Here is an 18769-nt window from a genome sequence, read left to right as displayed (position 1 = left end):
AGTCTTCCGCGATCAACACCAGCCGGGTTGGAACCAGCCCGGTTTCCCCAAGGATTGGAGGCTGCTGTGCTGGCTTGGTTCTCGCTCAGCACGCGGCGACGTTACCACCGGGAGGCCCGGTGAACCGCGTGATTCACCCGATCGAGCAGGAGTCCTTCCGGCGGCTGCGTGCCCGCCTGGACACCTCTCACTTCCCGCCGCTGACGCGGGCGGTCGTGGAGCGGGTCGTCCACTCCGCGGCCGACCTCGACTACGCGGCCGACCTCGTCACCGACGAGGGCGCCCTGGCGAAGGCGCACGCGGCGCTGCACGCCGGGGCGCCGGTCGTGGTGGACGTGGAGATGGTCGCGGCGGGCATCACGCGCCGCGACACCGTCTGCCGCCTCAGGGACGCCAAGTCCGGCCCGGGGCTGACCCGTTCGGCCCACGCGATCCGGCTCGCCCACGAGGACGTCGGGCCCGGCGCGCTGTGGGTGATCGGCTGTGCGCCGACCGCGCTGGAGGAGCTGCTGACGCTCGACGCCGACCCGGCGCTCGTCATCGGGCTGCCCGTCGGCTTCGTCGGCGCTGCCGAGTCCAAGGCCGCGCTGCGCGAGAGCGGACTGCCCGCCGTCAGCAACGTGTCCGAGAAGGGCGGCTCGGCGGTCGCCGCCGCCGCGCTCAACGCCCTGCTGTACCACCCCGTGACCAAGGAGTTTTCGTGACCACCCCGCCCCCCGCCCTGCTCATCGCCGGACACGGCACCCGGGACGAGGCCGGAGCCGAGGCCTTCCGCGACTTCGTACGGGAGCTCGGCCGCCGTCACCCCGAACTGCCCGTCGCCGGAGGGTTCATCGAACTGTCGCCGCCGCCGCTGGGTGACGCCGTGACCGAACTGGTCGAGCAGGGGGTACGCCGGTTCGCCGCAGTGCCGCTGATGCTGGTGTCCGCCGGGCACGCCAAGGGGGACATCCCGGCGGCGCTGGCCCGCGAGAAGGAGCGGCACCCCGGGATCTCGTACACGTACGGGCGCCCGCTGGGCCCGCACCCGTCGCTGCTGGCGGTGCTCGAACGGCGACTGGACGAGGCGCTCGGCTCCGCGGCCCGTACGCCGGAGGACCGGTCCGACGTCACCGTGCTGCTCGTCGGGCGCGGCTCCACCGACCCGGACGCCAACGCCGAGGTGCACAAGGCGGCGCGGCTGCTGTGGGAGGGGCGTGGGTACGCGGGCGTCGAGACGGCGTTCGTGTCGCTGGCGGCGCCGGACGTCCCGTCGGGTCTGGACCGCTGTGTGAAGCTGGGCGCGCGGAGGGTCGTGGTGCTGCCGTACTTCCTGTTCACCGGCATCCTCCCCGACCGGGTGCGGCAGCAGACCGAGGGCTGGGCGGCCGCGCACCCGGACGTCGAGGTGCGGTCGGCCGAGGTCATCGGACCCGAGCCGGAGCTGCTCGACCTGGTCATGGAGCGGTACCGGGAGGCCGTCAAGGGCGACCTGCGGATGAACTGCGACTCCTGTGTCTACCGCATCGCGCTGCCCGGCTTCGAGGACAAGGTGGGCCTCCCCCAGCAGCCGCACTTCCACCCGGACGACGACGGGCACCACCACGACGGACACCACCACGGGCACCACCACGGCGGGCACGCGCATGCGCACTGAGGGCGTGCACGGGGGCGACGCGCACGATCTGCGGCACCACGGGGACGCCGAGGTGCGGGACGACGGCTCGGCACTCACCGATCTCGCGGTGAACGTCCGTGCGGACACGCCTCCGGCGTGGTTGCGCGAGCACGTCGCCGCGTCACTGGACGGGCTCGCGGCCTACCCGGACGGGCGGGCCGCGCGGGCCGCGGTGGCGGCGCGGCACGGGGTGCCGGTGGAGCGGGTGCTGCTGACGGCGGGGGCGGCGGAGGCGTTCGTGCTGCTGGCCCGCGCGCTGAAGGTCCGTCAGCCGGTGGTGGTCCACCCGCAGTTCACCGAGCCGGAGGCGGCGCTGCGGGATGCCGGCCACACGGTCGACCGGGTGCTGTTGCGTGAGTCGGACGGCTTTCGGCTGGATCCCGCGGCCGTACCCGAGGACGCGGACCTCGTCGTGATCGGCAACCCGACCAATCCGACGTCCGTGCTGCACCCGGCGGCCGCGATCGCCGCGCTCGCCCGGCCCGGGCGGACATTGGTGGTCGACGAGGCGTTCATGGACGCGGTGCCGGGTGAGCGGGAGGCGCTGGCCGGGCGGACGGACATTCCCGGGCTTGTCGTGCTGCGCAGCCTCACGAAGACGTGGGGGCTGGCGGGGTTGCGGATCGGGTACGTCCTGGCCGCGCCCGACACGGTCCGTGAGCTGTCCCGTGCGCAGCCGCTCTGGCCCGTCTCCACGCCCGCCCTCGCGGCGGCCGAGGTGTGCGTGTCGCCCCGGGCGCTCGCGGAGGCCGCCCACGCGGCTCGGCGGGTCGGCTCCGACCGGGCCCATCTCGTCGCGGGGCTCAGGGAGTTCGAGCCCGACGGGTTGCGGGTCGTCGAACCCGCCGAGGGGCCGTTCGTGCTGATTCGGCTGCCTCGGGCGGTGGTGGTGCGGCGTCAGTTGCGGGGGCTCGGGTTCGCGGTGCGGCGTGGGGACACGTTTCCGGGGCTGGGGGACGACTGGCTCCGCCTGGCCGTGCGTGACCGGGCCACCGTCAATGGGTTCCTCCAGGCGTTGGACCGGGCGATGGTTGTGGCTGGGGGATGAAGGTGGGTGCGGCACGGGGGTTCCTCGCCCCCGCCGCCCCTACCCGTCCCATCCGTACCTGGGGGCTGAGCCCCCAGACCCCCGCGTCGGCCTGAACGGCCTCGTCCTCAAACGCCGGACGGGCTGAAAGATGCGCGCCGGGGTCGAGGCTTTCAGGGGCGCGGGGAACTGCGCGACCAGCCCCCACCGGCCCGCGGCCGAACGAATCCGGGCGGGCGGAGGATGCGGGGCGAAGCCCCCGCCTCAGGGGCGCGGGGAACCGCGCGACCAGTCCCCACCGGCCCGCAGTCGAAGAACGCACCCGCCAGGGGGTCATGAGTGGCGGCGGCGGGCCAGGGCGACGGCCGCTCCGCCCGCGGCCAGGAGCACGACCGCGCCACCCACCACGTACGGAGTCGTCGACGCACCACCGGTCTCGGCGAGGCCCGACTCCGCCGGTCCCCCCTGGGGCTTGATGTCGGGGGCGGAGGCGGGGGCAGACACGGAGACAGCGGGCGCGGCCGGGGTCTCGCAGGTGACGGACCCCAGGGTCAGGGTGCCTTCCACATCCGCCACGTTCAGCTTCAACGGGTTGACGGAGACCTTGAGTTCGAGCGCGGACGCGGCCGCCGTGCGGGACGTGGTCCGCGTCCTGGAGAAGTCGAGCCGGACCTCACCGACCCCCGGCACCTTCACCTCCGTCGGACCGCCCACCGTCAGCGTCACCTTCTTGCCGAGAACGGTCACCCCGCCCAGAAGGGTGGCGGACGCCACGGGCTTGCGACCCGTCTCACAGGTCGCCTTCGAGGTCACCTGCCCGACCTCGACGAGGGACAGCAACGGCAGCCCGGGGACATGGATCCGCGCATGGGTGAGGTTCGTGGACGCCTCGGCCCCCGACGCGGACACCGTCGCCTTCGCGGAGGCGGCATCCGCCCGCAGCACACTGAACGGCTGCCCACCGTCGACCCCGTCCAGCCTCGCCGTCAGCGCGGTCCGCTCGGCGCTCTGCGGCGCCCGCACCTCGTTGAGGGAGACCGCGAGCGGGACGTTCACGGTCTTGTTGAGCAGGGACACGTCGAGCCCGGTGCGCAGCACGACGGCGCTCGCGCGACCGTGGTCGGCGCTCGCGTGCGCGGAACCCGCACCGGCCAGCACCACCGGACCGGCGGCGAGGACGGTGGCCGCCGCGCCGGCGGTGAAACGGCGTACGGGCATGCGGAAGCTGGTGTTGGCGTTCAAGGGTGGGACCCCCAGGAGAGAACAGCTTGGGACCCGGCAAGAATTACGCACCGAGAGTGAACAGTCAGCAACCTGACGTGACTTCACTCCAACGTGGGGTTTCCGGGAGTTCGTTCGAATCTCACGACACAGCTGGGCACGCATGTTCCCCACCGTCACCCACTCAACTGCCCTGCCCGAACACGCCGGTCGACGCTCCGGAGCGCGCACGGTGGTGCGTAACGAGGCGACCGGCGGACGCGTAACGCTCCGTCAACCGGGCGCCCGGACGCCCGACGACCTCTCCACCGCTAGCCCACGACCCGCCCGTTCAGGACCACCCGGCGCGGAGCCGCCAACACCCGTACGTCCGCGCGCGGATCCCCCTCGTACACCACGAGGTCGGCGGGCGCGCCCTCGTCCAGTCCCGGCCGCCCGAGCCACCGCCGGGCACCCCAGGCCGTCGCGGACAGCGCCTCGACCGGCGGGATGCCCGCGGTGACGAGTTCGGCGACCTCGCCGGCCACCAGACCGTGGGCCAGCGAACCACCCGCGTCGGTGCCGACATAGACCGGGACTCCGGCGTCGTAGGCGGCGCGCACGGTGTCGTAGCGGCGTTCGTGCAGTGCCCGCATGTGCGCCGACCAGCGCGGAAACTTCGTCTCTCCCCCGGCGGCGAGCTGCGGGAAGGTGGCGATGTTGACGAGCGTGGGGACGATCGCGACCCCACGGGAGGCGAAGAGGGGGATCGTCTCCTCGGTCAGACCGGTCGCGTGCTCGACGCAGTCGATGCCCGCCTCGACCAGGTCCCTGAGCGAGTCCTCCGCGAAGCAGTGCGCGGTCACCCGTGCGCCGAGGCGGTGTGCCTCGGCGATCGCCGCCGCAACGGCCTCGCGCGGCCAGCAGGCGCTGAGGTCGCCCGTCTCGCGGTCGATCCAGTCGCCGACCAGTTTCACCCAGCCGTCGCCGCGCCGGGCCTCCTGGGCGACGTACGCGACCAGGTCGTCCGGCTCGATCTCGTGCGCGTAGTTGCGGATGTAGCGGCGGGTGCGGGCGATGTGCCGGCCCGCTCGGATGATCTTCGGTAGGTCGGCGCGGTCGTCGATCCAGCGGGTGTCGGAGGGCGAGCCCGCGTCCCGGATGAGGAGGGTGCCGGCCTCGCGGTCGGTGAGCGCCTGTTTCTCGGAGACGTCGTCGGGGACGGGCCCGTGCGCGTCGAGGCCGACATGGCAGTGCGCGTCGACGAGGCCGGGGAGGGCCCAGCCCTCGACGGTACGGATGTCACGGGCGCCGGCGGGACGCTCGTAGGAGATCCTCCCGCCGACGACCCACAGTTCGTCCCGGACGTCGTCGGGCCCGACGAGCACCCGTCCCTTCACGTGCAGCACCGCGCGATCGCTCATGCACCGCACCCTAATTCGTGCCGAACGGCGAGACGCTACGGGCCCTTTTCGGTGTCTTCCTCCACGTCCGCCATCGCCGGGTCCAGCAGCCGGGACAGGAAGTGGCGGGTGCGCTCGTGGCTCGGGTTGCCGATGACCTGCGCGGGGGCGCCGTCCTCGACGATCACGCCACCGTCCATGAAGACGACCCGGTCGGCGACCTCGCGCGCGAAGCTCATCTCGTGGGTGACGACCATCATCGTCATGCCCTCGTGGGCGAGCCTGCGCATGACGGCGAGTACGTCGCCGACGAGCTCCGGGTCGAGCGCCGAGGTCGGCTCGTCGAAGAGCATCACCTCGGGGCCCATGGCGAGCGCGCGGGCGATCGCGACGCGCTGCTGCTGGCCGCCGGAGAGGGAGGAGGGGTAGGCGTCGGCCTTCTCGGACAGACCCACCCGTGCCAGGTTCTCGGCGGCGACCTGGGCCGCGGCCTCCTTGTCCCGCTTCAGCACCCGGCGCTGCGGGAGCGTGAGGTTCTCGGTCACCGACAGGTGCGGGAAGAGGTTGAACTGCTGGAAGACCATCCCGATCCGGCGGCGTACGGCGTCGATGTCGACATCGGGGTGGGTGACCTCGGTACCGCCGACGAAGACCTGCCCCTTGGTGGGTTCCTCCAGGAGATTCACACAGCGGAGCAGGGTGGACTTGCCGGAGCCGGAGGGTCCGATGACGCAGACGACCTCGCCCTGTCCGATCTCCAGGTCGATACCGCGCAGGACGTCGTTGTCGCCGAAGGACTTGTGCAGGTCCCGGACGTCGATCTCTGGAGTGCCGGTGCCGGTACTGCCGGTACTGCTGGTGCTGGTCACTTGGTGGCCTCCCCGGCCTTGGCCTCCAGGCGGCGTACGACGAATCCGAGCGGCACGGTGACGAGCAGGTAGCACAGGCCCGCGACCAGGATCGGTGTGGAGTTGGCGGTCTGGCTCGCCAGGTCGCGCCCGAACTTGGTGAGTTCGCGCTCCTCCAGGGTGACCCCGAGGAAGAGCACCAGCGAGGAGTCCTTGAAGAGGAGGACAAGCTCGTTGGTGAGCGGCGGGATCACGATGCGGAACGCCTGCGGGATGATGATCGAGACCATGGCCCGGGCGTGCGAGAAGCCCAGCGAACGGGCCGCCTCCATCTGCCCCTTGGGCACCGCCTGGATGCCCGCGCGGATCGTCTCGGCCATGTACGCGGCCGAGACCAGGCCGAGCGCGAGCGCCACCTTGCCGTAGGTGCCGCCGGGGATCTCCGTGCCCGGGAACGCGAGCGGTACGGCGACGCCCACGAAGACGAAGATCAGCAGGGCGGGCAGGCCCCGGAAGATCTCGATGTAGATACCGGCGACCCAACGGTAGGGGCCCACCGAGGACAGTCGCATCAGGGCGATGACCAGGCCGAGCACGAGACCGACGACGAAACCGGACATCGTGTAGAGCACGGTGTTCTTCAGCGCCAGCGTGATGACGTCCGGGAACATCTGCTTGACCAGGTCCCACTGTGCGAACTGGTTCTTCAGACGTCCCCAGTCCGCCGTGAGCGCGAAGGCGATCACGGTGGCGACGAAGACGACGTACTGCGCGCCGCGCGAGAGGGCACGCTTCTGGCGCCGGGTCAGGCCGGACCTGCGGGGCTGGAGTCGTGCGTCGGCATCGCTCATGAGGCGGACGGGGAGGCGGTGGCCGCGGACGCGGGGTACGGGCCGATCCACTTCTCGTAGAGCTTCTTGTACGTGCCGTCGGCCTTGGCCTGCTTGATCGCCTTGTTGATCTCGGCGAGGAACTTGGTGTTGCCCTTCTTGACCGTGAATCCGTACTGCTCACCGGTGTTGAGGTTGTCGACCACCTTGAAGGCGTCGGCGTTCGCCTTGTCCTTCAGCCAGCCCTGGACGACCGGGTAGTCGATGATGACGGCCTGGACCTGGCCGGTGCGCAGGCCGCTCAGGACCGCGTCGGAGGACTCGAAGGAGACCGGGTCGTAGCCGTGCTTGCGCACGTAGTCCTCGCCCGTCGTCTGCGCCTGGGCACCGAGCTTCTTGCCCTTGGTCTTCACGTCGGCGAGGGAGTCGACGCCGCTCTTCTTGTCGACCAGGACGGCCTGGGTGGCCTCGAAGTACGGGTCGGAGAAGTCGACGTTCTTCTTGCGCTCCGGCGTGATCGTCATGCCGGCCGCGGCGAGGTCGCACTGGCCGGAGTTGAGGAACGCGCCCGTCTTGAAGTTCTCGAAGGGCGTGTCGACGATGGCCTGCTTCACGCCGAGGTTCCCCGCGACCAGGTCGATCAGCGCGACGTCGAAGCCCTGCACCTTGCCGTTGATCTCCGACTGGAACGGCGGGTACGGGAGGTGGGTGCAGGTCGTGACCTGGCCCGCCTTGACCAGGGGAACGCCCTTGGCACTGCTCTGGCCGCCTCCGCCGCCCGAGGAACAGCCGGCCACGAGCAGCAGCCCGGCCGTGGCGGTGGTGGCGGCCAGAATGCGCGTCCGGCGTCCGAGGACCGAGTTCACGGAGACCTCCTGTGGGGGGAATGGAGGATTCTGATTATAAGGAAAGGTTTGACTCACTCAAATCAATCCGATGGCTGTTGCGCCGATCGGCCTCAGAAGTCATGCCTCACGGCGCCGTCCGGCCGTACGACCTGAGGGTGTCCGCCCGTACGACCGAGGATCGCCGCGGCGTGACAAGGCCGCCGGATACGCTCGGGGCTGCGCATCGGAACCCGTGAGCGAAGAGAGCACCGTCGTGACCCATCCCTTCCTGGACCTCGCCCCGCTGAGCGCCGCACACTTCGCGGCGATCGAGGACCGCGTGGCGCGGCTGCTCTCCACCGAGCAGGACGTCGTGATCACGCAGGGCGAGGCGCTGCTACCCCTGGAGGGTGCCATTCGCGCCACGACCGGGCCCGGCACCACCGCGCTCAACGTGATCACCGGGCCCTACGGGCAGACCTTCGGGGACTGGCTGCGGGACTGCGGGGCGACGGTGATCGATCTCGCTGTGCCGTTCCACACGGCGGTGACGGCCGCGCAGGTGCGTGACGCCTTTGCCGAGCATCCGGCGATCGACTTCGTCTCGCTGGTGCACGCGGAGGCGGCGACGGGCAACACGAACCCCGTCGCGGAGATCGGCGAGGTGGTGCGTGCGCACGGCGCGCTGTTCTACCTGGACGCCGTCGCCTCGATCGGCGCGGAGCCGGTGCTGCCGGACGCGTGGGGAGTCGACCTGTGCGTGATCGGGGCGCAGAAGGCGATGGGCGGTCCTGCCGGGGTGTCGGCGGTGTCCGTGAGCGAGCGGGCGTGGGCGCGGATGGCCGCCAATCCCGGGGCGCCGCGTCGGTCCTACCTCTCCCTGCTGGACTGGAAGGAGCGGTGGGTCGACGGCGGGCGCAAGGCGCTGCTGCACGCACCGGCGCAGCTGGAGATGCTGGCGCTGGAGGCGTGTGTCGAGCGGATCGAGGCGGAGGGGCTCGACGCGGTGATGCGCCGCCATGCCCTGGCGGCGCAGGCCACGCGGGCGGGGGCGGTCGCTCTGGGTGGCGGGCTGGAGCCGTATGTGTACGAGGCGGTGGACGCGGCGCCGGTCGCCACGACGTTGCGGGCGCCGTCCGGGGTCGATGCGGGGGTGTTGGTCGCGAAGGCGTTGGCCGCGGATCCGGTGTTGCCGTTGGTCGCGGGTGGGGGTGCGCTGGCGAAGGAGATGATCCGGGTGAACCACTACGGCCCCGATGCGACGCCGGGGGTCGTGCACTCCTGCCTCGCGGCGTTGGGGGCGGCGATGGCCGAGTCCGACCTCACGGTCGACCTGGAAGCGGCCCGCCGCGCGACGACGGAGGCATGGTCCTAGCCGTACCTCACAGCCGGGTGTGTCGGCCGCGGGCGGGTGGGGGCTGGTCACGCAGTTCCCCGCGCGCCCCTGAAAGCCCCCAGCTCGTCCGGCGCGTGAGGACGAGGCCGATGGGGCGCAGGGCGTTCGCTGGCGGACCGCGGCCACGCGGACATCGCGCGCGAGCGAATCGACGGACTTGTCGGAGCTTAATCGTGCATCAATTGACGAGGCGCTCACCATGCTTATTCTTGCATTAACTCGAAGATTAGCTTCCCGTATTCTCCTGCCCGCTTTCCCGGTCCTTAAACGCAAAGATTTCGCGAACACCAACCGACGTAATTCGGGCACGTTTCGTGGTCATTATGTGCCTGTGACGCATTCCACAATGCGTCCACTTCCTCCCCTATTTTCCGGGCAAACCATCCCTTTACACCACGCGTAGCACCAGGCCCTCACGGGCGCGTGATAACACAACGGCGCCTCGTACGTAACCCCGGCCGACGATGCAATTTGAGATTTCCCTGGGTAAATTAAATCCGCATGACCGCCGCACAAGCAGACCTGCAAGCGGAATTCCTGGAAATGCCGGAGGGCCTTCGGATCGACCGTCCGAAGGTGGCGGACGGAGCCGCGCTCTGGCATATCGCCAAGGACTCCGGAACCCTCGACCTGAACTCCTCGTACAGCTATCTGCTGTGGTGCCGTGACTTCGCCGGCACGTCGGCGGTGGCGCGCGACGCGGACGGCGTGCCCGTCGGCTTCGTCACCGGGTACGTCCGGCCCGAGCGCCCGGGCACCCTGCTCGTGTGGCAGGTGGCCGTCGACGCCGCCCACCGCGGACGCGGACTGGCCGCGGCCCTGCTCGACGGGCTGACCGCGCGGGTCACGGAGCAGCGGACGATCACCGCCGTCGAGACCACGATCACGCCCGGCAACACCGCCTCCGAGCGCCTGTTCACCTCGTACGCGCGCCGCCACGGCGCGAGCGTCGAGCGCGAAGTGCTGTTCGAGACAGGGCAGTTCCCGGACGGACCGCACGACCCCGAAGTGCTCTACCGGATCGGTCCGCTCCCCGGCTGACCCCGACAGTCGGCTCCCGGCTGACCCCGGGCCGGCTCCCGGCCGACCCGGACATCCCCCTGCCTTCCCCCTGCTCCCCCCTGCCTTCCCCTGACTTTCCCCTCCCTCCCCCCACGCACCGAGGAGCGATTCGCCGTGACCATCATCCAGCCCGACCTGAGCGTCTTCGAGACCCTGGAGTCGGAGGTGCGCAGCTACTGCCGCAGCTGGCCCACCGTCTTCGACCGGGCCCGGGGCAGCCGGATGTTCGACGAGGACGGACACGAGTACCTCGACTTCTTCGCCGGTGCGGGGTCCCTGAACTACGGGCACAACAACCCCGTACTCAAACGGGCCCTCATCGACTACCTGGAGCGCGACGGCGTCACCCACGGCCTCGACATGTCGACGACCGCCAAGCGCGCCTTCCTGGAGGCCTTCCAGAACCTCGTCCTACGGCCGCGCGACCTGCCGTACAAGGTCATGTTCCCGGGGCCGACGGGCACCAACGCCGTCGAGTCCGCGCTGAAGCTGGCGCGGAAGGTGAAGGGGCGCGAGGCGATCGTGTCCTTCACCAACGCCTTCCACGGGATGTCGCTGGGCTCGCTCGCCGTGACCGGGAACGCCTTCAAGCGGGCCGGTGCCGGGATTCCGCTCGTGCACGGGACCCCGATGCCGTTCGACAACTACTTCGACGGCCAGATGCCGGACTTCCTCTGGTTCGAGCGGCTGCTCGAGGACCAGGGGTCGGGGCTCAACCAGCCCGCCGCGGTCATTGTCGAGACCGTGCAGGGCGAGGGCGGCATCAACGTCGCCCGGCCCGAGTGGCTGCGCGCCCTCGCCGACCTGTGCCGGCGGCGCGACATGCTGCTCATCGTCGACGACATCCAGATGGGCTGCGGACGGACGGGAGCGTTCTTCTCCTTCGAGGAGGCGGGGATCGTGCCCGACATCGTGACCGTGTCCAAGTCCATCAGCGGGTACGGACTGCCCATGTCGCTGTGCCTGTTCAAGCCCGAGCTGGACATCTGGGAGCCGGGCGAGCACAACGGCACGTTCCGCGGCAACAACCCCGCGTTCGTCACCGCCGCCGCGGCCCTGGAGACGTACTGGTCCGACGGGTCCGCCATGGAGAAGCAGACCCGTGCCCGCGGCGAGCAGATCGAGCAGGCGCTGATCTCCCTCACCGAGGAGAACCTCGCCGACGTGAAGGAGTACCGGGGCCGCGGCCTCGTCTGGGGCCTTGAGTTCCACGAGAAGGAGCGTGCGGGGCGCGTCGCGCAGCGCGCCTTCGAACTCGGGCTCCTCATCGAGACCTCCGGCCCGGAGAGCGAGGTCGTGAAACTCCTCCCCGCGCTCACCATCACCCCCGACGAGCTCGACGAGGGCCTGCGCACCCTCGCCCGAGCCGTACGCGAAACCGTCTGACAGACATCCGGCAGACGTCCGACAGATCCGACAGATCTGACAGAAAGGCACGGCACCACCGTGATAGTCCGTTCGTTCAAGGACATCGAAGGCACCGACCGGCATGTGAAGGCCGCGACGGGTACCTGGGAGAGCAAGCGCATCGTCCTCGCCAAGGAGAAGGTGGGCTTCTCCCTCCACGAGACGGTCCTGTACGCGGGTACGGAGACGTCGATGTGGTACGCGAACCACATCGAGGCCGTGCTCTGCGTGGCGGGCGAGGCCGAGCTGACCAACGACGAGACCGGTGAGACGCACTGGATCACGCCGGGCACGATGTACCTGCTCGACGGCCACGAGCGCCACACCATGCGCCCCAAGACCGACTTCCGGTGCGTCTGCGTCTTCAATCCGCCCGTCACCGGACGGGAGGACCACGACGAGAACGGCGTCTACCCGCTGCTCACCGAACCCGAGGAGGTCTGAAGCCCCATGACCACGACCACCACCACGACCACCGCGACCACCTTCACCGATCTCTACCCCAGCCGCGGCACCGCCGAGGTGTCCGTGCCCCGTCAGGACCCGGTCGTCTGGGGCGCGCCCGGCACTCCCGGGCCGGTCTCCGTGCCCGACCTCCAGGCCTACGAGCGTGACGGCTTCCTCGCGATCGAGGAACTGATCGGCGAGGACGACGTCGCCCTCTACCGGGCCGAGTTGGAGCGGATGGTCACCGATCCGGCGATCCGCGCCGACGAGCGCTCGATCGTCGAGCCCGCCACGCAGGAGATCCGGTCCGTCTTCGAGGTGCACCGGATCAGCGAGGTCTTCGCCGCGCTCGTACGCGACGAGCGGGTCGTCGGGCGGGCCCGGCAGATCCTCGGCTCGGACGTCTACGTCCACCAGTCGCGGATCAACGTCAAGCCGGGCTTCGGGGCCAGCGGGTTCTACTGGCACTCGGACTTCGAGACCTGGCACGCCGAGGACGGGCTGCCGAACATGCGGACCGTGTCCGTGTCGATCGCGCTGACCGAGAACCACGACACCAACGGCGGCCTCATGATCATGCCGGGGTCGCACAAGACGTTCCTCGGCTGTGCGGGGGCCACCCCGCGGGACAACTACAAGAAGTCGCTCCAGATGCAGGACGCGGGCACCCCGTCCGACGAGGCGCTCACCCGCCTCGCCGACCGGCACGGCATCAAGCTCTTCACGGGCCGGGCCGGTTCGGCGACCTGGTTCGACTGCAACTGCATGCACGGCTCCGGGGACAACATCACCCCGTTCCCGCGCAGCAACGTCTTCATCGTGTTCAACAGCGTGGAGAACGCGGCGGTGGAGCCGTTCGCGGCGCCGGTCCGCAGGCCCGAGTTCATCGGTGCCCGTGATTTCACGCCCGTGAAGTAGCCGCGAGCGGGGTGTAGCCGCGAGCGGGGTGTAGCCGCGAGCGTGAAGGAGCCCCCGCCGGGGTCAGCCGGACAGGACGTCCAGCAGTCGGTCGACGTCGGCGGGGGTGTTGTACAGGTGGAAGGCCGCGCGAAGGTTGCCCGCCCGGTCGGAGACCTCGACCCCGGCCTCGCTCAGCTCCGGCTGGCGTCGGCCGAGTCCGGGCACGGACACGATCGGCGAGGCGGGGGCGGAAACCGGTGCGTGGCCGAGCCTCTGGAGCCCGGCGCGGAAACGGTCGGCGAGGGCGAGGTCATGGGCGTGTACGTTCGCCACGCCCAGCTCCTCGACGAGCTCCAGCGAGTGCCGGGCGCCCGCGTACGAGAAGAGGCTGGGGCTCTCGTCGAACCGCCGGGCCGAGTGGGCGAGTTCCTCCACCGGGCCGTAGCAGCTGTCCCAGGGCGCCTCACCCGCGACCCAGCCGGCGAACACCGGAGTGAGCCCGCCGAAGTCCTCCGGAACGACCAGGAAGGCCACGCCCCGAGGGCAGACGAGCCACTTGAAGGCGACCGAGGAGACGAAGTCGTACGCGTCGGCCTCCATCGGCAGCCAGCCGGCGGCCTGGGACACGTCCACGTACGTACGTGCTCCGTGCTCGCGCGCGGCCCGGGCGATGCCCGCCAGATCGGCGATCCGCCCGTCCGCGGACTGCGCGGCGCTGACCGCGACGAGCGCGGTGCCCGGACGTACGGACTCGGCGATCCGCTCCAGCGGTACGGCGCGCAGCTTGAGGTCGCCACGGACGTGGAAGGGGTTCACGACGGAGCTGAAGTCGTCCTCCGCGGTGAGGACTTCGGCACCCGGCGGCAGCGAGGCGGCGATCAGTCCGCTGTAGACGGCGACCGAGGCCCCTGCCGCCACCCGGCCCGCGGGGACCCCGGCCAGCCGGGCGAAGGCGGCGCGGGCGGCCTCCACGTCGTCGAACATGTCGGACGGCCGTCCGTCGGCGACGGACTCGACGGCGGCGCGCATGGCCTCGACCGTGCGCGCCGGCAGGAGTCCGCAGCTCGCGGTGTTCAGATAGGTGTTCTTCGGGGCGAACTCGGCTCGTACGAGGCTCTCGAAGGTCTCCATGGGACCACTGTGCGGCCCCGAGCACCTCTCGTCCATTACGGAGTTTTGCGTGGTTCCGGTAAGGACTGCTTATACGTACGCCCCGACCTGCGCTTTCACCGCCGTGCCGGACGGGCTTACGGCTGCGGTACGGCACATCCGTCCGGGCCGCAGGCCTCCGCGCCGGCGGAACCGTCCTGGATCAGCTTCAGCGGCGGGCGCTCGCCCCACGCCTGGGTCAGGGCCTGTGCGAAGACCTCGGCGGGCTGGGCGCCGGAGACGCCGTACTTGCGGTCCAGGACGAAGAACGGCACGCCGTTCGCGCCGAGCTCGGCGGCCTCGCGCTCGTCGGCGCGCACCTCGTCGGCGTACGCCTTCGGGTCGGCCAGCACCTCGCGGGACGCGTCGGCGTCGAGCCCGGCGGCGACGGCCAGCTCGACGAGCCGCTCGTCGTCGTTGAAGACGGTCCGCTCCTCGGCGAAGTTCGCCTTGTACAGCAGGCCGATCAGCTCGTCCTGGCGGCCCCGCTCCTTGGCGAAGTGGAGGAGACGGTGCATGTCGAAGGTGTTGCCGTGGTCGCGGTCCCGGGTGCGGTAGTCCAGGCCCTCGGCGGCGGCCTGCGTGCCCAGGTTCTCCTCGCCGGCCTGCGCCTGCGCCTCGCTCATGCCGTACTTCTTGGTCAGCATCTTGATCACGGGCTGGATGTCGCCCTTGGCGCGACCGGGGTCCAGCTCGAAGGAGCGGTGCACGACCTCGACCTCGTCACGGTGCGGGAAGGCGTCGAGCGCCTTCTCGAAACGGGCCTTTCCGACATAACACCAGGGACAAGCGATATCAGACCAGATCTCGACGCGCATGTCTTCGGCTCTCTCCAGGTCGTACGAATACGGGCCCCTCCGGGGCAGGAGTATGTGAACGTTCAAGCGGCCGATTTCATTCCCCGGCGACGGCGTAGCGCAGGAAGAGGTGGTGATCGCCTTCGGCGGGCGGGTTCTCCGGGTCCGGGACCCAGCCCTGGCGGGCGTAGAAGGCCTGGGCGCGGGCGTTGTCGACGTGGACGTCGAGGGTGGCCGTGTGCTTGCCGTCGGCCCGCCACTGTTCGAGGCAGGCCGTGTGCAGCGCGGTGCCGATGCCTTCGCGCCAGCGGTCGGGGGCCACGTGGAACTGGAAGAGCGTCACGGTGTCGGCGGGGGCGCCCTCCGCGGTACGGAAGGAGGCGATGCCCACGAGGTGTCCGTCGCGCACCGCGCACAGGACGTGGCCGTCGGGACGCTCGATGGCACCGCGCCAGCGTGCGAGCCAGTCGAAGCCGTCTTCCGGCAGGCCGTCCGGGTAGTAGGTCGCACGGGCGCGGACGTGGAGGTCGGCGATGGTGGCGGCCTCGCTGGGCAGCGCGGTTCTGATGACGAGGGGGCCGGTGCCGCGGGGTGTGCTGATCATGCAGCGGAGGACGTGATGGCGGGGGCCACGGTTCCCGCTGCGCGGCCGACCCCCCACCCGCGATCAGCTGCCGTCTCTCAGGTCCTGGGGCCAGTTCGGGCGGAACTCGATGCCGTCGTACGTCACCACGCACCCCTCCCCCATCGGCGACTGCGTCATGAAACCGACGAGCGCGGCGGACGTCTCCTTCTCGTCGCCCAGGGTGAAGAGCCGGATGAAGGTCCAGCGCTTGCCGTCGCGGGAGGCGTGGAAGGCGAAGGCCCGCCCCGTGCGGCTGATCCGCAGCCAGACGGAACTGCCGTCCACGGTGAAGGAGTTGGCGTCGTCGGAGTGCCCCCGGGTGACCACCGTGCAGACGGTGGGCACGTCCGGGGAGTTCTCCAGGCAGAGCTTCGCCCAGGCCCGCTCCCCCACATGGACGTAGAGGACCCCCGCGTCGAAGGCCGCGCCGAAGCCGACCGTGACGCGGGCGATCAGCTGGAAGTCCCCCTCCGGCGCGCCGAGAAGGCGGGGCGCGTCGGAGGCGGGGTCCAGTGCCTCGTCGGTGGGCGGCACGAAACGGTCCTGGCGGGGGCCGGCCCAGCCGGTGAGTATCCCGTCCTCGTGCGACCAGTGCCCGTCAGGCCCGTAGGTACGCAGAGGAAAGGGAAGTTCGGGAAGTTCGACGTCCATTCACCAATTCTCTCAGGCCAAGTCCCGCGCCCCCAAAAGGGCGCGGGGAACTGCGCGACCAGCCACAACGGCCCCGCAGCCGCCGAACAACCACAACCCCGACGGCGCTACCGCTCCAGACGACCGTCGTAGCGTCGCGGCAACCCCAGCGGGTTGTCGTCCCGCAGCTCCGCCGGCAGCAGCGCCTCCGGCGCGTTCTGGTACGCCACCGGCCGCAGCCAGCGTTCGATCGCCGTACCGCCGACCGACGTCGAGGTCGAGGTCGTCGCCGGGTAGGGACCGCCGTGGTGCTGGGCGGGGGCCACGGCGACACCGGTGGGCCAGCCGTTGACCAGCACGCGCCCGGCGAGCGGGGTCAGCTCGGCGAGGATCTCCGCGCCGCGGCCTTCGCCCGCCGCCTCCTCCGTCGACAGCTGCACGGTCGCGGTGAGGTTGCCGGGAAGGCGGGAGAGGACCGCGCTGGCCTCGGACTCGTCCTCGTAACGGGCGACGACCGTGAGCGGGCCGAAGCACTCCTCCAGGAGCAGGTCGTGCTCGCCCTCGGTGGCGAGCTTCTGCGCGGGCACGGTCAGGAAGCCGGGGCTCACCGTGTGCTCGCCGCCCGAGCCCGGGGTCACCGGGGTCTCGACGCCGGGAAGCCCGGCGCGCTCGGCGACACCCGCGATGAAGTTGTCGCGCATGCGGTGGTCCAGGAGGACGCCCGCGTCGGTGTCGCTGACGGCGTCGGTCAGGGACTTCACCAGGCGGTCGCCCGCCGCGCCCGCGGGCGCCAGGACCAGGCCCGGCTTCACGCAGAACTGGCCGACGCCCAGCGTCATCGAGCCCGCGAGCCCGGCGCCGATCGCCTCGGCGCGTTCGGCCGCCGCGGCCTCGGTGATCACGACGGGGTTGAGAGAGCCCAGCTCGCCGTGGAAGGGGATCGGCACGGGGCGCGCGGCCGCCGCGTCGAAGAGGGCACGTCCGCCACGGATGGAACCGGTGAACCCGGCCGCCGCGACCAGCGGGTGCTTGACGAGTTCGACGCCCGCCTCGAAGCCGTGCACGAGGCCGACGACACCGCCCGGGATGTCGTGCTGGGCGGCGGCCCGGCGCAGCACGGCCGCGACCAGCTCGGAGAGCGCCGGGTGGTCGGGATGGGCCTTGACCACGACCGGGCAGCCGGCCGCCAGCGCGCTCGCGGTGTCGCCGCCCGCGACGGAGAAGGCGAAGGGGAAGTTCGAGGCGGAGTAGACGGCGACGACGCCCAGCGGCACCTTGTAGCGGCGCAGGTCCGGGATCGGCGGGGTCGCCGTGTCGTCGGGGTGGTTGATGACGACGTCGAGGAACGCGCCCTCGTCGACGATGCCGCCGAAGGCCCGCAGCTGGTAGCAGGTGCGGGCGAGTTCGCCGGTGAGCCGGACCGGGCCGAGCGCGGTCTCGGCGTCGGCGGCCTCGACGAGCTGTTCCTTGGCCGCTTCGAGCAGGTCCGCGGCGGTCCTCAGGAAGGCCGCGCGCACCGTGCGGTCGGCGAGGGCTCCCCGGGCGGTGTGCGCGGCGCGGACGGCCTCGTCGACCTCCTGGGCCGTGGCCTCCACCGCAACCTGCTCGCGCTGCTTCCCGGTACGGGGGTCGACACTCCAGACTGGTGCTGCTGCCACCGCGGGTCCCTCCAGATGTAATGCCGCAGTTCTTGTCTCACCCACCAGCGGTGTTCGATATACTGAACGCTGTCTCTGATGGTGAATATGATGCGGAGACTATTTCCCGTCGAACGAGGGGGTCAAGGGCGATGTCGGCAGGCGAGACAGGCGGCGGAGCGCAGGTCAAGTCCGCGGTACGGACTGTGGAATTGCTCGAGTACTTCGCGGGCCGGCCCGGTATGCACTCCCTGGCCGCGGTCCAGGAGGCCGTCGGTTATCCGAAATCCAGCCTCTACATGCTGCTGCGCACCCTCGTGGAGCTCGGCTGGGTCGAGACGGACGCGACGGGCACGCGGTACGGCATCGGCGTACGGGCGCTGCTGGTCGGCACCTCGTACATCGACGGCGACGAGGTGGTCGCCGCGGCCCGCCCCACCCTGGACCGGCTCTCCGACGACACCACGGAGACCATCCACCTGGCGCGCCTGGACGGCACGAACGTCGTGTACCTGGCCACCCGCCAGTCGCAGCACTACCTGCGCCCCTTCACCCGGGTGGGCCGCCGGCTCCCCGCGCACTCGACCTCGCTCGGCAAGGCGCTGCTCGCCACCCACACCGACGAGCAGGTCCGCAAGATGCTGCCCGAGACGCTCCCCGCCCTGACCGAGCACACGATCACCGACCGGGAGAAGCTCATCGAGGAGCTGCACCAGGTCCGGGAGCAGGGCTTCGCCGTGGATCGTGAGGAGAACACGCTCGGGCTGCGCTGCTTCGGCGTCGCGATCCCCTACCGCACCCCCGCCCGGGACGCGATCAGCTGCTCGGTCCCGGTGGCCCGGCTCACTCCCGCGCACGAGCAGATGGTCAAGGACGCCCTGTTCGACGCCCGTGACCGGCTGACACTCGCCACCCGGAGGCTCTGAA

The 18769-nt window shown here is 70.8% G+C and carries 19 protein-coding genes; 9 read left to right on the top strand and 10 right to left on the bottom strand.

The window, feature by feature from the left end:
* The first annotated feature begins 119 nt into the window (after positions 1-119).
* The 3 genes from SMIR_RS30025 to cobC are packed head-to-tail and all read left to right on the top strand — an operon-like array spanning position 120 to position 2705.
* On the top strand, positions 120-704 hold the full coding sequence (locus SMIR_RS30025; RefSeq protein WP_168490377.1) for a precorrin-8X methylmutase: 585 nt from the start codon (positions 120-122) through the stop codon (positions 702-704).
* Positions 701-1636, top strand: coding sequence for a sirohydrochlorin chelatase (locus SMIR_RS30020; protein WP_168490378.1), 936 nt, complete (start codon positions 701-703; stop codon positions 1634-1636). Before SMIR_RS30025 ends, SMIR_RS30020 begins: the two co-directional genes overlap by 4 nt.
* Positions 1626-2705, top strand: a complete 1080-nt coding sequence (cobC, locus tag SMIR_RS30015; RefSeq protein WP_168490379.1) for an Rv2231c family histidinol phosphate aminotransferase CobC — start codon at positions 1626-1628, stop codon at positions 2703-2705. Before SMIR_RS30020 ends, cobC begins: the two co-directional genes overlap by 11 nt.
* 312 nt (positions 2706-3017) lie before the next feature.
* Here cobC and SMIR_RS30010 read toward each other — a convergent pair whose 3' ends face one another.
* From SMIR_RS30010 to SMIR_RS29990, 5 genes are all read right to left on the bottom strand, one after another.
* Positions 3018-3926 (bottom strand): SCO1860 family LAETG-anchored protein, encoded by a 909-nt coding sequence (locus SMIR_RS30010; protein ID WP_212727609.1) that lies wholly within the window; start codon positions 3924-3926, stop codon positions 3018-3020.
* A 290-nt stretch (positions 3927-4216) separates the two neighbouring features.
* The gene (locus tag SMIR_RS30005) at positions 4217-5308 is read right to left on the bottom strand and encodes an amidohydrolase family protein (protein WP_168490381.1); all 1092 of its coding nucleotides are present in this window, start codon (positions 5306-5308) and stop codon (positions 4217-4219) included.
* 35 nt (positions 5309-5343) lie between these two features.
* On the bottom strand, positions 5344-6156 hold the full coding sequence (locus tag SMIR_RS30000; protein WP_282190304.1) for an amino acid ABC transporter ATP-binding protein: 813 nt from the start codon (positions 6154-6156) through the stop codon (positions 5344-5346).
* A complete protein-coding gene (locus tag SMIR_RS29995; RefSeq protein WP_212727608.1) occupies positions 6153-6986 on the bottom strand; it encodes an amino acid ABC transporter permease in 834 nt (277 codons plus the stop codon). The genes SMIR_RS30000 and SMIR_RS29995 overlap by 4 nt, the downstream gene beginning before the upstream one ends.
* Entirely contained in the window at positions 6983-7831 is an 849-nt protein-coding gene (locus SMIR_RS29990) for a transporter substrate-binding domain-containing protein (RefSeq protein ID WP_168490383.1), read from the bottom strand. The genes SMIR_RS29995 and SMIR_RS29990 overlap by 4 nt, the downstream gene beginning before the upstream one ends.
* A 235-nt stretch (positions 7832-8066) precedes the next feature.
* Between SMIR_RS29990 and SMIR_RS29985 the strand changes: the two genes are divergently transcribed.
* The 5 genes from SMIR_RS29985 to thpD all read left to right on the top strand — a co-directional run bounded on the left by SMIR_RS29985 (position 8067) and on the right by thpD (position 13022).
* The gene (locus SMIR_RS29985; protein ID WP_168500944.1) at positions 8067-9167 is read left to right on the top strand and encodes a pyridoxal-phosphate-dependent aminotransferase family protein; all 1101 of its coding nucleotides are present in this window, start codon (positions 8067-8069) and stop codon (positions 9165-9167) included.
* Positions 9168-9689: 522 nt separating this feature from the next.
* The gene (gene ectA / locus SMIR_RS29980) at positions 9690-10229 is read left to right on the top strand and encodes a diaminobutyrate acetyltransferase (RefSeq protein WP_168490384.1); all 540 of its coding nucleotides are present in this window, start codon (positions 9690-9692) and stop codon (positions 10227-10229) included.
* Between the two features lie 135 nt (positions 10230-10364).
* Positions 10365-11636, top strand: coding sequence for a diaminobutyrate--2-oxoglutarate transaminase (gene ectB, locus SMIR_RS29975; RefSeq protein ID WP_168490385.1), 1272 nt, complete (start codon positions 10365-10367; stop codon positions 11634-11636).
* A gap of 60 nt (positions 11637-11696) precedes the next feature.
* Entirely contained in the window at positions 11697-12101 is a 405-nt protein-coding gene (locus tag SMIR_RS29970; RefSeq protein WP_054232284.1) for an ectoine synthase, read from the top strand.
* A 6-nt stretch (positions 12102-12107) separates the two neighbouring features.
* Positions 12108-13022, top strand: coding sequence for an ectoine hydroxylase (thpD, locus tag SMIR_RS29965; RefSeq protein WP_168490386.1), 915 nt, complete (start codon positions 12108-12110; stop codon positions 13020-13022).
* A 63-nt stretch (positions 13023-13085) separates the two neighbouring features.
* Here the strand turns inward: thpD and SMIR_RS29960 are convergent, their stop codons facing one another.
* The 5 genes from SMIR_RS29960 to SMIR_RS29940 form a co-directional block, all read right to left on the bottom strand.
* On the bottom strand, positions 13086-14171 hold the full coding sequence (locus SMIR_RS29960; protein ID WP_212727607.1) for an aminotransferase class V-fold PLP-dependent enzyme: 1086 nt from the start codon (positions 14169-14171) through the stop codon (positions 13086-13088).
* An 80-nt stretch (positions 14172-14251) separates the two neighbouring features.
* Positions 14252-14971, bottom strand: a complete 720-nt coding sequence (locus tag SMIR_RS29955) for a DsbA family oxidoreductase (protein ID WP_168500945.1) — start codon at positions 14969-14971, stop codon at positions 14252-14254.
* 76 nt (positions 14972-15047) lie between these two features.
* The gene (locus SMIR_RS29950; RefSeq protein WP_168490388.1) at positions 15048-15554 is read right to left on the bottom strand and encodes a GNAT family N-acetyltransferase; all 507 of its coding nucleotides are present in this window, start codon (positions 15552-15554) and stop codon (positions 15048-15050) included.
* A 63-nt stretch (positions 15555-15617) separates the two neighbouring features.
* Positions 15618-16226 carry a DUF1349 domain-containing protein gene (locus tag SMIR_RS29945; protein WP_101405881.1) on the bottom strand — a complete coding sequence of 203 codons (609 nt, stop codon included), beginning with the start codon at positions 16224-16226 and terminating at the stop codon, positions 15618-15620.
* A 107-nt stretch (positions 16227-16333) separates the two neighbouring features.
* The gene (locus SMIR_RS29940) at positions 16334-17863 is read right to left on the bottom strand and encodes an aldehyde dehydrogenase (NADP(+)) (protein WP_168490390.1); all 1530 of its coding nucleotides are present in this window, start codon (positions 17861-17863) and stop codon (positions 16334-16336) included.
* 131 nt (positions 17864-17994) lie between these two features.
* On the opposite strand from SMIR_RS29940, the gene SMIR_RS29935 reads away from it, so the two are divergent.
* On the top strand, positions 17995-18768 hold the full coding sequence (locus SMIR_RS29935; protein WP_028803360.1) for an IclR family transcriptional regulator: 774 nt from the start codon (positions 17995-17997) through the stop codon (positions 18766-18768).
* Position 18769: the final 1 nt, after the last annotated feature.

The organism is Streptomyces mirabilis (assembly GCF_018310535.1).
In the GTDB taxonomy this organism is placed as follows: domain Bacteria; phylum Actinomycetota; class Actinomycetes; order Streptomycetales; family Streptomycetaceae; genus Streptomyces.
This window is presented reverse-complemented; position numbering and strand designations above follow the sequence as displayed.